This is a genomic window from Kocuria sp., from assembly GCF_030530945.1.
Lineage (GTDB): Bacteria > Actinomycetota > Actinomycetes > Actinomycetales > Micrococcaceae > Kocuria.
The window spans coordinates 55,800-73,659 of record NZ_JAUMTZ010000010.1 but is presented as its reverse complement, the minus strand read 5'-3'; the positions used below and the strand labels follow the sequence as shown (position 1 = coordinate 73,659).

Annotated in this window: 13 protein-coding genes; 7 read left to right on the top strand and 6 right to left on the bottom strand. The window is 69.8% G+C overall.

What is annotated here, in order from left to right; all coding sequences use genetic code 11:
* The first annotated feature begins 69 nt into the window (after positions 1 to 69).
* Positions 70 to 1,560 (top strand): 30S ribosomal protein S1, encoded by a 1,491-nt coding sequence (gene rpsA, locus Q4A22_RS09460; protein WP_303178911.1) that lies wholly within the window; start codon positions 70 to 72, stop codon positions 1,558 to 1,560.
* A 142-nt stretch (positions 1,561 to 1,702) separates the two neighbouring features.
* Here the strand turns inward: rpsA and Q4A22_RS09455 are convergent, their stop codons facing one another.
* Positions 1,703 to 2,422, bottom strand: coding sequence for a YigZ family protein (locus tag Q4A22_RS09455; RefSeq protein WP_303178909.1), 720 nt, complete (start codon positions 2,420 to 2,422; stop codon positions 1,703 to 1,705).
* A 122-nt stretch (positions 2,423 to 2,544) separates the two neighbouring features.
* Here Q4A22_RS09455 and coaE point away from each other — a divergent pair, with 122 nt between their 5' ends.
* The 4 genes from coaE (at position 2,545) to Q4A22_RS09435 (ending at position 8,245) form a co-directional block, all read left to right on the top strand.
* Positions 2,545 to 3,171 carry a dephospho-CoA kinase gene (coaE, locus tag Q4A22_RS09450; RefSeq protein WP_303178907.1) on the top strand — a complete coding sequence of 209 codons (627 nt, stop codon included), beginning with the start codon at positions 2,545 to 2,547 and terminating at the stop codon, positions 3,169 to 3,171.
* A 64-nt stretch (positions 3,172 to 3,235) separates the two neighbouring features.
* Complete coding sequence (uvrB, locus tag Q4A22_RS09445; RefSeq protein ID WP_303178905.1) at positions 3,236 to 5,371, top strand: excinuclease ABC subunit UvrB; 2,136 nt, start codon at positions 3,236 to 3,238, stop codon at positions 5,369 to 5,371.
* A gap of 100 nt (positions 5,372 to 5,471) precedes the next feature.
* Positions 5,472 to 6,683, top strand: coding sequence for a TerC family protein (locus Q4A22_RS09440; protein WP_303178903.1), 1,212 nt, complete (start codon positions 5,472 to 5,474; stop codon positions 6,681 to 6,683).
* Positions 6,684 to 6,970: 287 nt separating this feature from the next.
* On the top strand, positions 6,971 to 8,245 hold the full coding sequence (locus Q4A22_RS09435; protein ID WP_303178901.1) for a TerC family protein: 1,275 nt from the start codon (positions 6,971 to 6,973) through the stop codon (positions 8,243 to 8,245).
* A 162-nt stretch (positions 8,246 to 8,407) separates the two neighbouring features.
* Here the strand turns inward: Q4A22_RS09435 and Q4A22_RS09430 are convergent, their stop codons facing one another.
* From Q4A22_RS09430 to Q4A22_RS09410, 5 genes are all read right to left on the bottom strand, one after another.
* On the bottom strand, positions 8,408 to 8,908 hold the full coding sequence (locus Q4A22_RS09430) for a hypothetical protein (protein ID WP_303178899.1): 501 nt from the start codon (positions 8,906 to 8,908) through the stop codon (positions 8,408 to 8,410).
* Positions 8,905 to 9,528: a winged helix-turn-helix domain-containing protein gene (locus Q4A22_RS09425; protein ID WP_303178897.1), complete on the bottom strand. Its 624-nt coding sequence runs from the start codon at positions 9,526 to 9,528 to the stop codon at positions 8,905 to 8,907. Before Q4A22_RS09425 ends, Q4A22_RS09430 begins: the two co-directional genes overlap by 4 nt.
* Before the next feature lie 77 nt (positions 9,529 to 9,605).
* Positions 9,606 to 12,218 (bottom strand): RNA helicase, encoded by a 2,613-nt coding sequence (locus tag Q4A22_RS09420; protein ID WP_303178895.1) that lies wholly within the window; start codon positions 12,216 to 12,218, stop codon positions 9,606 to 9,608.
* A gap of 42 nt (positions 12,219 to 12,260) precedes the next feature.
* Positions 12,261 to 13,262 (bottom strand): bile acid:sodium symporter family protein, encoded by a 1,002-nt coding sequence (locus Q4A22_RS09415; RefSeq protein WP_303178893.1) that lies wholly within the window; start codon positions 13,260 to 13,262, stop codon positions 12,261 to 12,263.
* Positions 13,259 to 13,915, bottom strand: coding sequence for an MBL fold metallo-hydrolase (locus tag Q4A22_RS09410; protein ID WP_303178892.1), 657 nt, complete (start codon positions 13,913 to 13,915; stop codon positions 13,259 to 13,261). Before Q4A22_RS09410 ends, Q4A22_RS09415 begins: the two co-directional genes overlap by 4 nt.
* 272 nt (positions 13,916 to 14,187) lie before the next feature.
* Between Q4A22_RS09410 and uvrA the strand changes: the two genes are divergently transcribed.
* Together uvrA and Q4A22_RS09400 are read left to right on the top strand one after the other, a co-directional pair.
* The gene (gene uvrA, locus Q4A22_RS09405; RefSeq protein ID WP_303178933.1) at positions 14,188 to 17,166 is read left to right on the top strand and encodes an excinuclease ABC subunit UvrA; all 2,979 of its coding nucleotides are present in this window, start codon (positions 14,188 to 14,190) and stop codon (positions 17,164 to 17,166) included.
* Positions 17,163 to 17,852: an HAD hydrolase-like protein gene (locus Q4A22_RS09400; protein WP_303178890.1), complete on the top strand. Its 690-nt coding sequence runs from the start codon at positions 17,163 to 17,165 to the stop codon at positions 17,850 to 17,852. The genes uvrA and Q4A22_RS09400 overlap by 4 nt, the downstream gene beginning before the upstream one ends.
* Positions 17,853 to 17,860 lie beyond the last annotated feature (8 nt).

Here is a 17,860-nt window from a genome sequence, read left to right as displayed (position 1 = left end):
CTGCACGCCCCACAGGGCGGAGCCGGGAGTGACAATCCATCACACCAATTCCATCGGAGTCCCTACTACATGACCACCACCACCCCGCAGGTTGCCGTCAACGACATCGGAACGGAAGAGGACTTCCTCGCCGCTGTCGACGCAACCATCAAGTACTTCAACGACGGCGACCTCGTGGAAGGCACCGTCGTCAAGGTCGACCGCGACGAGGTCCTCCTGGACATCGGCTACAAGACCGAAGGTGTCATCCCCTCGCGCGAGCTGTCCATCAAGCACGACATCAACCCTGACGATGTCGTGGCCGTGGGTGACGAGGTGGAGGCTCTGGTCCTCACCAAGGAGGACAAGGAAGGCCGCCTGATCCTCTCCAAGAAGCGCGCCCAGTACGAGCGCGCCTGGGGCGACATCGAGAAGGTCAAGGAGGACGACGGCGTCGTCACCGGTACCGTCATCGAGGTCGTCAAGGGTGGTCTCATCCTGGACATCGGCCTGCGCGGCTTCCTGCCCGCCTCGCTCGTGGAGATGCGCCGCGTGCGCGACCTCGCGCCGTACATCGGCCAGCAGCTCGAGGCCAAGATCATCGAGCTCGACAAGAACCGCAACAACGTGGTCCTGTCCCGCCGTGCCTGGCTCGAGCAGACCCAGTCCGAGGTGCGCGCCAACTTCCTGCAGCAGCTGCAGAAGGGCCAGGTCCGCACGGGCACCGTGTCCTCCATCGTCAACTTCGGTGCGTTCGTGGACCTGGGTGGCGTGGACGGTCTGGTGCACGTCTCCGAGCTGTCCTGGAAGCACATCGACCACCCCTCCGAGGTCGTCGAGGTCGGTCAGGAAGTCACCGTGGAGGTCCTGGACGTGGACATGGACCGCGAGCGCGTGTCCCTGTCCCTGAAGGCCACCCAGGAGGATCCCTGGCAGCTCTTCGCCCGCACCCACGCCCTGGGTCAGGTCGTGCCGGGCAAGGTCACCAAGCTGGTTCCCTTCGGTGCGTTCGTGCGCGTCGAGGACGGCATCGAGGGCCTGGTGCACATCTCCGAGCTGGCCCAGCGCCACGTGGACATGGCCGAGCAGGTCGTCTCCGTCAACGAGGAGCTGTTCGTCAAGGTCATCGACATCGACCTGGAGCGCCGCCGCATCTCGCTGTCCCTGAAGCAGGCCAACGAGGGTGTGGACCCGGACTCCACCGAGTTCGATCCCGCCCAGTACGGCATGGCCGCCGAGTACGACGACCAGGGCAACTACAAGTACCCCGAGGGCTTCGATCCCGAGACCAACGAGTGGATCGAAGGCTACGACGAGCAGCGCGCGGCGTGGGAGGAGCAGTACGCTCAGGCCCAGTCCCGCTGGGAGGCCCACAAGGAGCAGGTGCGCAAGCACATCCAGGACGACCAGGAGGCGGCCACCACGTCCTCTTCCTCCTCTTCGTCCTCGTCCTCCCCGGCGTCGTCGAACCACTCCTCCGGTCCCACGAGCTACTCCTCCGAGGCTCCGGCCACGGACTCCGGGACGCTCGCGTCCGACGAGGCCCTCGCGGCCCTGCGCGAGAAGCTCACCGGTCACTGAGTCGCGCCGCGTGAACGGTGACGTTCTCCTCTGAGGAGATCGGCCCACGCAGAAGGCCCCGCACCCCTTGAGGGTGCGGGGCCTTCTGCGTGCCCAGGCTCCCGAGGTGGTGGCCCCTCAGAGGTCGGCCCCGCGGGATGTCTCAGTCCTGCGGCACGTCGTGCCAGCTCACGTCCCCGGTGCTCACCCGCGCGGTTCCGGAGGTGATGCCGGCCAGGGCGTGGCAGGCGGCGTCGAGCTGGGCGGGCAGATCGGGGACCAGGACCCGCAGGAGCGCACCGGCGGCGTCGTACTCGGTGGGCAGGACGGTGAAGCCCTGGGCGCGGATCTCGGCCTCCACGCGCCCCGCGTCCGCGTGGGGCGCCGTGAGCGTGAGGGGGCGGCAGCGGGCGCGGCGGGTCAGCGGGGCGCTGTCCAGGGCGTCCGCCACCACCCCGGAGTAGGCGCGCACCAGCCCGCCCGCACCGAGCTTCACCCCGCCGAACCAGCGCACGACCACGGCGCACACGTCCGAGAGGTCCCCGGGCCGTTCGGCGGCGCGCTGGGTCGGGGTGGCGAACTGCAGCAGGGCCTGCAGCATGGGCATGCCCGCGGTGCCGGAGGGCTCGCCGTCGTCCGAGGAACGTGTGACCTCGCGCGAGGGGCCCAGCACGAACGCGGAGCAGTGGTGCCGGGCGTCCCGGTGGGCATCGCGCACCTCAGTCACGGCCTTGCGCGCCTGCTCCTCCGTCTCCACGCGCGTGAGCACCGCCAGGAACCGGGACTTCCGGATCTCCACCTCGGCGGTGTGCTGCCCGCCGCGCAGCACCGTGTAGGAGGCGGTGGGGTCCGGGGGAGCGGGGGCGGTCTCATCGGCGGTCATCCGCACAGTCTAGGGAGGCTCCCCGTCTGCCGTGGCGCAGGGGCGGGCACCCGGGCGGGACGCATCTGCCATGATCGGAGCTGTCACCGATCCCCGGCGCCATCCCACGAAAGGCCCCCACCATGACGGAACCCTTCCTCCGACCCGGACACACCGACGTCCTGCGGGTCGGTCTCACCGGCGGCATCGCGTCCGGGAAGTCCACGGTCTCCCGGTGCCTCACCGGCCTGGGAGCCGTGGTGGTGGACGCGGACGCGATCGCCCGCGAGCTGCAGGAGCCGGGCGCGGCGGGGCACGCCGCCATCGTGGAGCACTTCGGGCGGGATGTTCTGGACCCCGCCACGGGGCGCCTGGACCGGGCGGCCCTGGGCTCGATCGTCTTCGGGGACCAGGCCCGGCTGTCGGAGCTCAACGGGATCATGCACCCGCTCGTGCGTGCCGAGGCGGCCCGGCGTGCCGCCGCGGTCCCGCCCGGGGGAGTGCTCGTGCAGGACATCCCCCTGCTCGTGGAGACCGGGCAGCACGCGGACATGGACCGCGTGCTGGTGGTCGAGGCCCCCGAGGCGGAGCGGGTGCGGCGCATGGTCGAGGACCGCGGCATGGACCCCCAGGACGCACGACGCCGCATCGCCGCCCAGGCCTCCGACGAGCAGCGTCGTGCCGTGGCCACCACCGTCCTCGACAACTCCGGGACCCCCGAGGACCTCGAGCACCAGGTGCGGCGGTGGTGGGAGGCGGAGACCACCTGAACCGTGGCGCACGAGACCACGCGGCGGCGTCCTCCGTGTCGGAGGGCCCGCGTAATCTGGGGCCATGTCGCTCGCCCAGAAGATCAACCGTGTGGTCGCCCCGTTCGAGGTCGTCTCCGAGTTCCAGCCCGCCGGTGACCAGCCCAAGGCCATTGCGGAGCTGACCGAACGCATCCAGGGCGGCGAGAAGGACGTGGTGCTCATGGGCGCCACCGGCACCGGCAAGTCCGCCACCGCGGCGTGGCTGATCGAGGCCGTCCAGCGCCCCACCCTGCTGATGGTGCAGAACAAGACGCTGGCCGCGCAGCTGGCCAACGAGCTGCGCGAGCTGCTGCCGAACAACGCCGTGGAGTACTTCGTCTCCTACTACGACTACTACCAGCCCGAGGCGTACGTCCCGCAGACGGACACGTTCATCGAGAAGGACTCCTCCGTCAACGAGGAGGTGGAGCGGCTGCGGCACTCGGCCACCAACGCGCTGCTCACCCGCCGGGACACCGTGGTGGTCTCCACCGTGTCCTGCATCTACGGCCTGGGCACCCCGGAGGAGTACGTCAAGCAGATGGTCACCCTGACGGTGGGCCAGGAGATGGACCGGGACGCCCTGCTGCGCCAGTTCGTGAACATGCAGTACGTGCGCAACGACGTGGACTTCCACCGCGGCACCTTCCGCGTGCGCGGGGACACCGTGGAGATCATCCCCATGTACGAGGAGATGGCCCTGCGCATCGAGTTCTTCGGGGACGAGATCGAGGCCATCTACACCCTGCACCCGCTCACCGGGGAGATCATCAACGAGGAGCAGGAGATGTACGTGTTCCCCGCCTCCCACTACGTGGCCGGCGCGGAGCGGATGGCCAAGGCCATCGAGTCCATCCAGCAGGAGCTGCAGGAGCGGCTGCAGGAGCTGGAGTCCCAGAACAAGCTCGTCGAGGCCCAGCGGCTGCGCATGCGCACCACATACGACCTCGAGATGATGGAGCAGATGGGCTACTGCAACGGGATCGAGAACTACTCGTTGCACATCGACGGCCGCCCCCGGGGCTCCGCCCCGCACTGTCTGCTGGACTACTTCCCGGACGACTTCCTGCTCATCGTGGACGAGTCCCACGTGACCGTGCCCCAGATCGGCGGCATGTACGAGGGGGACATGTCCCGCAAGCGCACCCTGGTGGACCACGGCTTCCGGCTGCCCTCGGCCATGGACAACCGACCCCTGAAGTGGGGGGAGTTCCTGGAGCGGATCGGGCAGACCATGTTCATGTCCGCCACCCCGGGGCCGTACGAGATGTCCAAGGTGGACTCCGTGGTGGAGCAGATCATCCGCCCCACCGGGCTGGTGGACCCCCAGGTGATCGTGAAACCCACCAAGGGCCAGATCGACGACCTCCTGGAGCAGATCGAGACGCGCGTGGAGCGCAACGAGCGCGTGCTGGTCACCACCCTCACCAAGCGCATGGCGGAGGACCTCACCGAGTACCTCATGGAGCACGGGGTGCGGGTCCAGTACCTGCACTCGGACGTGGACACCCTCAAGCGCGTGGAGCTGCTGCGGGACCTGCGGATGGGCACCTTCGACGTCCTGGTGGGCATCAACCTGCTGCGCGAGGGCCTGGACCTGCCGGAGGTCTCCCTGGTGGCCATCCTGGACGCGGACAAGGAAGGCTTCCTGCGCTCCACCACCTCGCTGATCCAGACCATCGGCCGCGCCGCCCGCAACGTCTCGGGCGAGGTGCACATGTACGCGGACAAGATCACCAACTCCATGAACGTGGCCATCGAGGAGACCAACCGTCGCCGGGAGATCCAGGTGGCGTACAACAAGGAGCACGGGGTGGACCCGCAGCCCCTGCGCAAGAAGATCGCGGACATCACCGACCAGCTGGCTCGCGAGGACGAGGACACCAAGACCCTGCTGGCCCAGCGCTCCGCCGCCAACAACCACACCGCCCCGGTGGCCCCCGGCAAGGCCAAGGGTGCCGCGAAGGACGGCGACGCCGCGGCGGCCGAGGCCAAGCTGCTGCGGGACGGTGTGGCGGCGGCGCCCGCCGAGGACCTGGTGCAGCTGATCGGGGACCTCAGCGAGCAGATGCGCAACGCCGCCGCGGAGCTGAAGTTCGAGCTGGCCGGGCGGCTGCGCGACGAGATCGCGGACCTGAAGAAGGAGCTGCGACGCATGAAGGATGCCGGTCACGCGTGAGGAACCGCTCCGGGCGGGTGGCCCGCTCCGGGTAGAATGACACTCTCGTGCGGCCCGGTCCCGGGTTGTTCCCTGCCACACTCACGCCGAAGGGGTACCCGTGGAAATATCCGGACTGCAATGGGGACTGACCATTGCGGTGATCGTGGGCCTGCTGCTCTACGACTTCATCTTCCATGCCCGCAAGCCCCACGAGCCCAGCGTCAAGGAGGCTGCGCTGTGGACGGGTCTGTACGTGACGCTGGCCCTGCTGTTCGGGCTGCTCATCCTCTTCTGGGACGGGCCCGGGTTCGCCGCCGAGTACTACGCCGGCTTCGTGACCGAGCAGGCGCTCTCCGTGGACAACCTGTTCGTGTTCCTCATCATCATGGCCTCCTTCAAGGTTCCCCGCGCGGACCAGCAGAAGGTGCTGCTCTTCGGCATCGTGGTGGCGCTGTTCGCCCGCACCCTGTTCATCTTCGTGGGCGCCGCGGCCATCAACCGGTGGGCGGCGCTGTTCTACGTGTTCGGCCTCTTCCTCATCTACACCGCGGGCAACCTGGTGAAGGGTGAGATCACGGACAAGGACGAGGACGACGAGGCCAACAACGTCATGGTGCGTCTGGCCAAGCGCTTCCTGAAGACCACGGACGAGTACGACGGGGACAAGCTGTTCACGGAGATCGACGGCAAGCGGGTGATGACCCCCATGCTGCTGGTCATGGTGGCCATCGGGCTCACGGACATCATGTTCGCCCTGGACTCCATCCCCGCGATCTTCGGGCTGACCCAGGAGACGTACATCGTCTTCACCGCCACGGCGTTCTCCCTGATGGGGCTGCGCCAGCTGTACTTCCTGATCGACGGTCTGCTGGACCGGCTCATCTACCTCTCGTGGGGCCTGGCCATCATCCTGGGCTTCATCGGGGTGAAGCTCATCCTGCACGCCCTGCACGAGAACACCCTGCCGTTCGTCAACGACGGTCAGCCCGTGCACGTGGTGGAGGTGACCACCGGGTTCTCCCTCGCCGTCATCCTCGGTGTCCTGGTGCTCACCGTCCTGGCATCGCTGTACAGCCCCAAGGGGCGTGCGGTGCGCGTCATCAACGGCGCGCGGGACTGGTCCGAGCGCTACCTCAGCCTTCCCGAGTCCGCACCCCTCGAGGAGCGGACCAAAGCGGCAGAAAAGATGAAGAAGTACCGGGACCAGCTGCCGGGTGTGAAGGCCAAGTACAAGGACGAGCTCATCGAGTCCGAGGCCCGCTACCACGACCTGCTCGAGCGCGCCCACGGTCTGCGGGAGCGGCGGCTCGCGGCCATGGACAACAACTGACCCGCTCCGTCCCTCCGAGAGGCCCCCGGTCGCAGACCGGGGGCCTCTCGCGTCCCCGCCGACTGCTGAGCACCGTGGCCCGCTGCTGCGCCGCCCCGCCGCGTCTCCGGTAGAGTGTGTCCCGGACAAGGGAGTATCCCGTTGCTTCCGTGCACGTCAGTACGTCCGGCGCCATCGCCGGGCCGGGCACGGACCGCGCTCCCCCGGAGGGACCCGCCGCGAGGCGCAGGACCCGGGGCGCGGGGGAGAGACTTGTGCGGTTCCGCCGACCCACAAGGAGTCTCCCCGTGGAGATCACCACCCTGCAGTGGGGCCTCACCCTGGCCCTGATCCTGGCCCTGCTGGCCTACGACTTCGTCTTCCACGTGCGCCGGGCGCACGAGCCCTCCATCCGCGAGGCGGCCGTGTGGTCCGCCGTGTACGTGGGTCTCGCCCTCCTCTTCGGCCTCGTGATCCTGTGGCTGGACGGGCCCACCATGATGGCCGAGTACTACGGCGGCTACATCACGGAGAAGGCGCTCTCCGTGGACAACCTGTTCGTGTTCCTCATCATCATGGGTTCATTCGCGGTGCCGCGGGCGGACCAGCAGAAGGTGCTGCTCTTCGGCATCGTCTTCGCCCTGATCGCCCGCACGGTGTTCATCTTCGTGGGTGCCGCGGCCATCAACACCTTCGCGTGGGTCTTCTACCTCTTCGGACTGGTCCTCGTGCTCACGGCCGGGAACCTCATCCGGGGCGAGATCGGCGGAGGTGCGGAGGATCAGGCGGACAACATCGTGGTGCGCCTGGCCCGGAAGGTCTTCCACACCACGGACCACTACGACGGTGACAAGCTCTTCACCGTGCACAACGGCAGGCGCGCCCTGACCCCCATGCTGCTCGTGATGGTGGCGATCGGCGGAACGGACGTCCTGTTCGCCTTGGACTCCATCCCCGCGATCTTCGGCCTCACGCAGGAGCCGTACATCGTGTTCACCGCCACGGCGTTCTCGCTCATGGGCCTGCGGCAGCTGTACTTCCTGATCGACGGTCTGCTGGACCGGCTGATCTACCTCTCCTGGGGTCTCTCCGTGATCCTCGCGTTCATCGGGGTAAAGCTCATCCTGCACGCCCTGCACGAGAACACCCTCCCGTTCATCAACGGCGGCGAGCACGTGGCCGTGCTGGAGATCGGCATCGGCGTCTCGCTCGCGGTGATCGTGGGCGTCCTGGTGGTCACGGTGCTGGCGTCCCTCTTCAGCCCCAAGGGCCGTGCGCTGCGCACCATCCAGCGGACCCAGGACCTCACGGAGCGCTACCTCGCCCTGCCCGCGGACGCCCCGGCGGGGCAGCGCAACGAGATCGCCGGGCAGCTGCGGGACTTGGAGGCGCACTTCCCACGGATCTCGGAGAAGCACAAGGACGAGCTCATCGCCTCCCGCGCGCGCTTCCGCCGCATGCTGGACACGGCGCGCGGCGAGCACCGCGAGTTCCAGGAGACGGGCCGGGTCAGCACCCCCTCGCCCGATCCCACACCGTCCTCGCAGGACACCCCGGTGGATGCCGCGGAGCCCCGGCGCTGACGAGACGGCGCCGCCGAGCCGCGCGGAGAAGGCGCCGTCACGCAGACGGGAAGAGTCTGCGCCGAGTCGGGGACCGGGCGTCGTCGTCCGTCCCCCGGGGGCCGTGCCCGGGGACACTGCCGACGACGACGCCGCGTGGCCGGCCCCGCAGCCGGTGGGCGCCTACGCCGCGAACGGCCCCGGCGGTGTGGTGCACCACAGGGCGGCACCGGCGAAGAGCGCGGCCCACAGGAGTGAGGCGAGTGTGCCGATGATGAACTGCTCCCGCTGCTGCGCGTTGGTGAACTCCCCGTAGCGCGCGAGTCCCTTGACGGCCACGACCACGCCGATGCCGGCAACCATGCCCGTGAGCAGGGAGACGATGGCCGCGGCACGCTCCAGGGCACCGATCACGAGACCGCCCCGCAGCGGGGGATCCACGGGGTCCGCCGTGGCCTCCGACTCGCTCCAGGGGTCGGTCGCGGGGCCCGGGCGCTCGTGGGAGACATCGGCGAAGGAGAACACGGCCCGCACCACGGGATCACCGGACAGCGCCCCGGCCACGAGCAGGGCGGGGTACGCCCACGGCCGAGGTGCGGCGCCGGTCACCCAGGTCAGCACGGCGGTCACGAGCACGAGGGCGGTGGGCAGGACCACGGTGGTCAGGGGACGCAGAACGCTCACGGCTCCTCCGTGTTCGAGGGTGCGGGGTATGGGACGGCTGCGTCCGCCAGGGCCAGGAGCGCGGTGACCGAGGCGCGGGCCGCCTGCTCCTGCTGCCACAGTGCGGCACCCAGGCGGCGGGAGACCGAGGACTGGGTGATGCCCAGGTGCTCGGCCATCTCCCGCTGGGTGAGGCCCGCGTCCGCGAGCGCCGCGGCCTCGCGGCCGGGTCCGGAGCGGCGGGAGCGCACGGCGCACACCAGGGTGAGGACGGCCTCCGCGCGCTGGGCCCACGCGGTGCCGCACAGGGCGGGGGTCTCACGCTCCTTCGCGGCCTCCACGGCCTGCCGTGCGGCCACGAACGCCGGGCCGGTGGACTCGCGGACGGCCTGCGCCAGGGGTCGGTCCACGTCCCCGATGCCCATGCCCACGTGCCACTCGCCCGAGTCGGCGAGGGCGAACAGGGCCCGGCAGGCGGAGGCGGGGTCGTCGTAGAGGGCCTGCAGCTCGTCCCCGGCGCTGATGTCCCAGTCGAGGACCGGGCGGGGGAGGGTGCGCCGGAGGTTCTCGCGCTCGGCGCGCATGTCGAGGTCCCGGGCGTGGCGCTGCGAGCCGCGGCGGTCGATGGTGAGGGCGAACACTGGACTCCTCTCAGTTCATGCGTTCACAGATGCATAATATACTGGCATGCACCACGGAATGCATCACGTGGGTGGTGTCAGCGGCCGGTCTCGGTGATCGATCCCACGTTGTCCACGAGAACCACGGGGAAGCCGTCCTCGTTCGAGGCGGCGAGGTCGATCCGGGCGTTGATGCCCCAGTCGTGGTGTCCGTCGGGGTCGTCGAAGACCTGCGCCACGGTCCAGAACCCGGCCATGCCCTCGGGGTGCTCGTCGATGCGGATCAGGGAGGGGCCGCGGGACTGGGCATCGGTGTAGATGTCCTCGTGCTCGTCGAAGTAGGCGTCCATCGCGTCCGCCCAGCGGTCGCGGTCCCACCCGGTCTTCTCGTCCAGCGCGCCGAGCACCTTGTCCTTCTCCTGCGCGAACAGCTCCACGCGCTGGAACAGGGCGTTGCGGACCATCACCCGGAACGCGCGGGGGTTGGAGGTGACACCCTCCGGCTGCTCCGCCACGAGCTCCTCGAGCGAGTCCGCGCCGGTGCCCATGGGGGACTCCGCACCGGAGGCGAGCTTCTCCCACTCGTCCAGCAGCGAGTTGTCCGTCTGCCGGATGCTCTCCCCGAGCCACTCCACGAGGTCCGTGAGCGCCTCGGTGGTGGCGTCCACCGGCACGGTCTGGCGCAGGGCCTTGTAGGCGTCGGAGAGGTAGCGCAGCAGCACGCCCTCGGAGCGGGCGAGTCCGTAGAACTGCACGTAGTCCCCGAAGGTCATGGCGCGCTCGTACATGTCCCGCACGATCGACTTGGGGGAGAGCTCGAACTGGGACACCCACGGGGAACCGCCGCGGTACGTCTCGAACGCCTGGTCCAGCAGCTCCTTGAGGGGCTGCGGGTAGGTGATCTCGTCCAGCTCCCGCATGCGCTCCATGTACTCCAGGCCCTCGGCCTTCATGGCCGCCAGGGCCTCGCCCTTGACCTTCTTCTCCTGCAGGTTCAGCACCTGCCGGGGCTTCTCCAGCGTGGCCTCGATGACGGAGACCACGTCCAGGGCGTAGGTCTCCGACTCCGGGTCCAGCAGTCCCAGCGCGGCCAGGGCGAACGGGGAGAGCGGCTGGTTCAGGGCGAAGTTCTCCTGCAGCTCCACCGTGAGCCGGTAGCGGCGCCCGGTCTCGTCCGGCTCGTCCAGGCGCACCACCACGCCCGCGCGCAGCAGCTCCTTGAGGATGGCCAGGGCGTGCCGGACGAGGGCCCGCTGCCGTGCCCGGGGCTCGTCCACCGCCAGCAGCAGGCGGTACCCGGCGCCGATGTTGTCCCCGGGACGCTGGAGCATGTTCAGCACCATGGCGTGGGTGATCTCGAAGGACGAGCTCAGCTGCTCGGGCTGCGCGTCCACCAGGCCCTCGAAGGTCTTGCGGCTCCAGGACACGAAGCCCTCCGGGGCCTTCTTCTTGGGCACCTGGCGCAGCTTCTTCTGGTCGTCCCCGTGCTTGGCCCGGGCCTTGGCCAGGGCGCGCTCGTTCTCGATCACGTGCTCCGGTGCCTGGACCACCACCGTCCCCGCGGTGTCGTACCCGGCGCGTCCCGCGCGGCCCGCGATCTGGTGGAACTCCCGTGCGCTGAGCCGCCGTGTGCGGCGGCCGTCGTACTTGGACAGCGCCGTGATGAGCACGGTGCGGATGGGCACGTTGATGCCCACCCCGAGGGTGTCCGTGCCGCAGATGACCTTCAGCAGCCCGGTCTGCGCCAGCTGCTCCACGAGCCGGCGGTACTTGGGGAGCATGCCCGCGTGGTGCACGCCGATCCCGTGGCGCACGAGCCGGTTGAGGGTCTTGCCGAAGCCCGCGGAGAACCGGAAGTCCTTGATGAGCTCCGCGACGCGATCCTTCTCCTCCCGGCTCAGCACGTCCACGGACATCAGGTTCTGCGCCTGCTCGGACGCCTGCAGCTGCGAGAAGTGCACCACGTAGACGGGCGCCTGGTGGGTGCTCAGCAGCTCCTCCAGCTCCTCGTGGATGGGCCGCTCGGAGTAGTAGTGGTGCAGGGGGATGGGCCGCTCCACCGAGGACACAAGGGAGGTGCTGCGCCCGGTGGTCTCCTCCAGCCGGCGCTCGATCCGGGTGACGTCCCCCAGGGTGGCGCTCATGAGCAGGAACTGCGCCTGGGGCAGCTCGATGAGGGGCACCTGCCACGCCCAGCCGCGCTGGGGGTCGGCGTAGAAGTGGAACTCGTCCATGACCACCACGCCGAGGTCCGCGTCCGGGCCTTCGCGCAGCGCCACGTTCGCGAGGATCTCCGCGGTGCAGCACACGATGGGCGCGTCCGCGTTCACCGCGGAGTCACCGGTGACCATGCCCACGTTCTCCGCGCCGAAGATCTCGCAGAGGTCGAAGAACTTCTCGGACACGAGCGCCTTGATGGGCGCGGTGTAGTAGGAGCGCTGCCCGCGGGCCAGGCCGGCGAAGTGCGCAGCCACCGCCACGGTGGACTTCCCGGAGCCGGTGGGGGTCGCCAGGATCACGTTGGAGCCGTTCGCCACCTCCAGCACGGCCTCGTCCTGGGCGGGGTACAGCTCCATATCCCGGGAGGCGATCCACCCCAGGAACCCCTCGTAGATCTCGTCCTCGTTCAGCGGGTTCGAGGCGAAGTCACCGCGCAGGTACTGGTGGCCGGGGGCGGAGAGGTCTGGTGCCAGGGAGTCGAGGAGTTTCATCCCCGCCAGCCTATCGGCCCCCGGGGACACCCACACAGGACCTCAGCGGCCGACGACGCCGCGCGCGGCCTTCGCGTCCGCGCGGCGGCACAGCAGCGCGAACACCGCACCCGAGAGGTTGTGCCACACGGAGAACACCGCACCGGGCAGGGCCGCGAGAGGGGACATGTACTGGGCGGCGAGACCGGCCGCCAGCCCGGAGTTCTGCATTCCCACCTCGATGGCGGTGGTGCGCCGCACCGGGGCGGGCTGCCCGGTCACACGGCCCACGAGCCAGCCCAGGGCCATCCCCAGCGCGTTGTGCACCGCCACGGCCACGAGCACCAGCAGACCGGCCTGCAGGATCCTGTCCGCGGAGCCGGAGACCACGATGGCCACGATCACCGCGATCGTCAGGACGGACAGCCAGGGCAGGACGGGCAGCAGCCGTTCCACCACCCGGGGCAGGGCCAGCCGCGCCACGAGCCCGAGCAGGACGGGCAGCAGCACCACCAGGGCGATGGAGCGCGCCATGGACCCGCCGTTCAGCGGCATGTAGGAACCGGCGAGCCACAGGGTGAGCAGAGGCGTCAGCAGCGGCGCCAGCAGGGTGGAGATGGAGGTCATGGTCACGGAGACCGCCACGTCCCCGCGTGACAGGTAGGAGACCACGTTCGAGGCGGTGCCTCCGGGCGCGCAGCCCACGAGGACCACGCCGGCCGCGATCTCCGGGGGGAGCCGCAGCGCCCAGCAGACGAGGACGGCGATCCCGGGCATGAGCACGTACTGGGCGGCCACACCCACCAGAACGGGCACGGGCCGCCTGGCCACGAGCGCGAAGTCGGAGGGCCGCAGCGTCAGCCCCATCCCGAACATCACGAGCCCCAGCAGGGGATTCGTCCAGGAGGCCGCCTGGTGCACGGTCGGCGCGAAGAGGTATCCCGCCGCGCCGCCGGCCAGCACGAGGAGGGGGAAGACCAGGACCGCCACGTAGGCGGCGCGGTCGTCCGAGGAGCGGACCGCGGCGGCGTCGTCCTGCCGGGTGCGGGCGGGGGAGGAGCTCACCAGCCGCGCTCTTCCCACTCCCGCAGGTGCGGGCGCTCGGCACCCAGCGTGGTGGGGGCGCCGTGGCCCGGGTGGATCACGGTGTCGTCGTCGAAGCGGTCGAAGACGCGCTCGGTGACGTCCTGGAAGAGCTGGCGGAAGTCCGCGGGGGAGGAGGTCTTGCCGAGCCCGCCCGGGAACAGCGAGTCCCCCGTGAAGATGTGGGCGGGCCCGTCCGGGTCCCGGTACACCACGGCGATGGAGCCGGGGGTGTGCCCGCGCAGCTCGATGATCTCCAGCTCGAAGCCGTCCAGCTCGGCGGTGTCACCGTTGTCGAAGGTCAGGTCCATGGGGACGGGGATGTCGCCCTCGTCCGCGGCGCCGCACGCGGTCATGGCCTCGGAGTGGGTGGCCACGGTCTCCAGTGCGCGCACGTGGTCCCAGTGCGAGTGGGTGGTGATGATCAGCTGCAGGTTGCCCCAGTCGGAGCAGTCGCCGGAACCCGCCGCCACCAGACCGGCGATCGCGCGGGCGTCGTCCGCGGCGTCGATGAGCACCTGGGTGCCCTCGGACTTGGAGGTGAGCAGGTAGACGTTGTTGTCCATGTCGCCCACCGAAATCCGGCGGATGGTGATCTGGCTGAGTTCCGTGACCTCTGTCTGCGTGGCGAACATGCCCACGAGTGTAGGACGCCAGCCCGGGCGCGGGCCAACAGCGCGCAGACCCGGGAACCTCCCTCGCGGATGCCTCCTGCTGGTGGCCCCCGCCGGCCCGTCAACCGGTCCGTGCGCCCGGAGCACGACGACGCCGCGTGCGCGCCCAGGGTCTGTGCCACCCGGTCCCCGCGCCGGTGGGCGTGTCCGTGCCCCGTACTAGAGTTGCGACCGTGTCAGAGCGAACCCAGGAATCCCCCAGCGACCGCCAGTCCACGTCAGGCCACCGCAGCGTGCACACGCCGGCCACCCGCGCCTCCGGGGTCTCGGACCTCACGGAGATCGTGGTCCAGGGTGCTCGGGAGCACAACCTGAAGAACGTGGACCTCACCATCCCCCGGGACTCCATGGTGGTGTTCACGGGCCTGTCCGGGTCGGGGAAGTCCTCCCTGGCCTTCGACACCATCTTCGCGGAGGGCCAGCGGCGCTACGTCGAGTCCCTGTCCTCCTACGCCCGCATGTTCCTGGGACGCGTGGACAAGCCGGACGTGGACTTCATCGAGGGACTGTCCCCGGCGGTGTCCATCGACCAGAAGTCCACCTCCCGCAACCCCCGTTCCACGGTGGGGACCATCACCGAGATCTACGACTACATGCGCCTGCTCTGGGCGCGCATCGGCCACCCGCACTGCCCGGTGTGCGGGGAGCCCATTACCCGCCAGACCCCCCAGCAGATCGTGGACCAGCTCCTGGAGCTGCCCGAGCGCACCCGCTTCATGGTCCTCGCCCCCGTGGTCAAGGGCCGCAAGGGGGAGTTCCAGGACCTCTTCCAGCAGCTGACCCAGCAGGGGTACGCGCGCGCCGTGGTGGACGGCGAGACCGTGCAGCTCGAGGACGCCCCCAAGCTGAAGAAGCAGTACAAGCACACCATCGACGTGGTGGTGGACCGCCTCACCGCCAAGCCGGACGCCCGCCAGCGCCTCACCGACTCCGTGGAGACCGCGCTGAACCTGGCGGACGGCCGGGTGGTGGTGGAGCTGGTGGTCCGCGAGGGGGAGGAGTCCCCGTGGCAGGATTCCCGCCGGACCTTCTCCGAGAACCTCGCGTGCCCCAACGAGCACGAGCTGCAGACGGACGAGATCGAGCCCCGCTCCTTCTCCTTCAACGCCCCCTTCGGCGCGTGCCCCACGTGCGACGGCATCGGCTCGCGCCTCGAGGTGGATGAGGACCTCGTGGTGCCCAACCCGGACCTCTCCCTCGTGGAGGGCGCCATCGCCCCCTGGTCCCTCGGCAAGGCCACGAGCGAGTACTGGAACCGGCTGCTCGCGGGCCTCGGCAAGGAGGTGGGCTTCGACATGGTCACCCCCTGGAAGGACCTGCCTGCCAAGGCCCGCAAGGCCGTGCTGGAGGGCAAGGACTACGAGGTCACCGTGGCCTACCGCAACCGATGGGGGCGGGAGCGGCGATACACCCAGGGCTTCGAGGGCGTGTACGGCTACATCAAGCGCAAGCACGAGGAGACCGAGTCCGACCACGCCAAGGACCGCTACGAGCAGTACATGCGTCAGGTGGCCTGCCCCGAGTGCGGCGGCGCGCGGCTCAACCCCACCATCCTCGGGGTCACCGTGGGCGGGAAGAACATCGCCGAGGCCACCCGGCTGCCCATGCGGGACTCCCTGGCGTTCTTCGAGGACCTGGACCTGGACGCCCGCGAGACGAAGATCGGCGACCAGGTGCTCAAGGAGATCGTCGCGCGCCTGAGCTTCCTCATCGACGTCGGCCTGGACTACCTCAACCTGGAGCGCGCCGCGGCCACCCTTTCCGGCGGTGAGGCCCAGCGGATCCGCCTGGCCACGCAGATCGGCGCCGGACTGGTGGGGGTGCTCTACGTCCTGGACGAGCCCTCCATCGGGCTGCACCAGCGGGACAACCGCCGACTCATCGACACCCTGCTGCGCCTGCGGGACATGGGCAACACCCTGATCGTGGTCGAGCACGACGAGGACACCATGCGCGAGGCCGACTGGATCGTGGACGTGGGCCCCGGTGCCGGTGTGCACGGCGGGGACGTGGTGCACTCGGGCACCTACGAGGAGCTGCTCGAGAACCGCGAGTCGATCACGGCGGACTACCTCACCGGCCGCCGGCTCATCGAGGTGCCCTCCGAGCGGCGGCCCATCGACAAGAAGCGCAAGCTCACGGTGGTGGGCGCCCGGGAGAACAACCTGCAGAACCTCACCGTGGACTTCCCCCTGGGCGTGTTCGTGGCGGTCACGGGCGTCTCAGGCTCCGGCAAGTCCACCCTGGTGAACGACATCCTCTACACGAGCCTCGCCAACCAGCTCAACGGGGCCAAGCAGGTGCCGGGCCGCCACAAGCGCATCGACGGGCTGGAGCACCTGGACAAGGTGGTCCACGTGGACCAGAGCCCCATCGGCCGCACGCCCCGCTCCAACCCGGCCACGTACACGGGAGTCTTCGACCGCATCCGCAAGCTGTTCGCGGAGACCCAGGAGGCGAAGGTCCGCGGGTACCAGCAGGGCCGGTTCTCCTTCAACGTCAAGGGCGGGCGCTGCGAGGCGTGCTCCGGGGACGGCACCCTGAAGATCGAGATGAACTTCCTGCCGGACGTCTACGTCCCGTGCGAGGTGTGCAAGGGCGCCCGCTACAACCGGGAGACCCTGGAGGTGCACTACAAGGGCAAGAACATCGCCGAGGTCCTGGACATGCCCATCGAGGAGGCGGCGGAGTTCTTCGCCCCGTTCACGGCGATCGCCCGCTACCTCACCACCCTCGTGGAGGTGGGCCTGGGGTACGTGCGCCTGGGCCAGCCCGCCACCACGCTCTCGGGCGGTGAGGCGCAGCGCGTGAAGCTCGCGGCGGAGCTGCAGAAGCGCGCGAACGGGCGCACCATCTACGTCCTCGACGAGCCCACCACGGGTCTGCACTTCGAGGACATCCGCAAGCTGCTCATGGTGCTGCAGAGCCTCGTGGACAAGGGCAACTCGGTGATGACCATCGAGCACAACCTGGACGTGGTGAAGTCCGCGGACTGGATCGTGGACCTCGGGCCCAACGGCGGCTCGGGCGGTGGCACGGTCGTGGCCCAGGGAACCCCCGAGCAGGTGGCCCGCAACGAGGAGAGCTTCACGGGCCAGTTCCTGCGCGAAGTCCTGGAGAACTCCGCGGCCCGCGAGGCGGCCCACCGTGCGGGCACACCGGCCGGGGACGGCGCCGTCGGGCGCGCGGAGACCGCGGGAGCGCGCTCGTGACGGGCCAGCGCCCCGTGGTGCTGTGGGACCTGGACGGCACGGTGCTGGACCCCGCCGGTGCCATCACCGAGGGGATCGCGGAGGCGCTGTGGACGTGCGGCTTCGAGGCCCCCGAGAACCTCGAGCGCTTCGTGGGCCCGCCCATCGGCGAGTCCCTGCGCCGCTGGACGGAGGTCCCCGAGGAGAACATCCCGCAGGTGGTCTCCGTGTACCGGGCGGGCTACCTCACCGAGGGTCTCGAGCGCACGCGCGTCTACCCGGGGATCCTTCCCGTCCTGCAGCAGCTGCGCGAGGCCGGCGTGCGCCAGGCCGTGGCCACCCAGAAGCCCGAGCACATCGCCACGCAGGTCGTGGCGCGCTTCGACCTGGAGCAGTACTTCGAGACGGTCAGCGGTGCCGCCGACGACCTCGCCCCGCCCACTGGGAGCACCGGGGCGGTCCACGACAAGCCCGCCATCATCGGGGAGGCCCTGCGCCGGCTCGGCGCGCTGCCGCCGGATCCCGCGCGGACCGTCATGGTGGGGGACCGCAGCTACGACGCCGAGGGCGCGCGCAGCCACGGCATCGACTGTCTGGGTGCAGGCTGGGGGTTCGGGGGCGATGGCGAGCTCGCCGCGGGCTGCGCGGCCGTCGCCGCGACCCCCGGGGATTTGGCAGACTTGCTCCACCAATACACCGACCAGTAGGGGGGCCC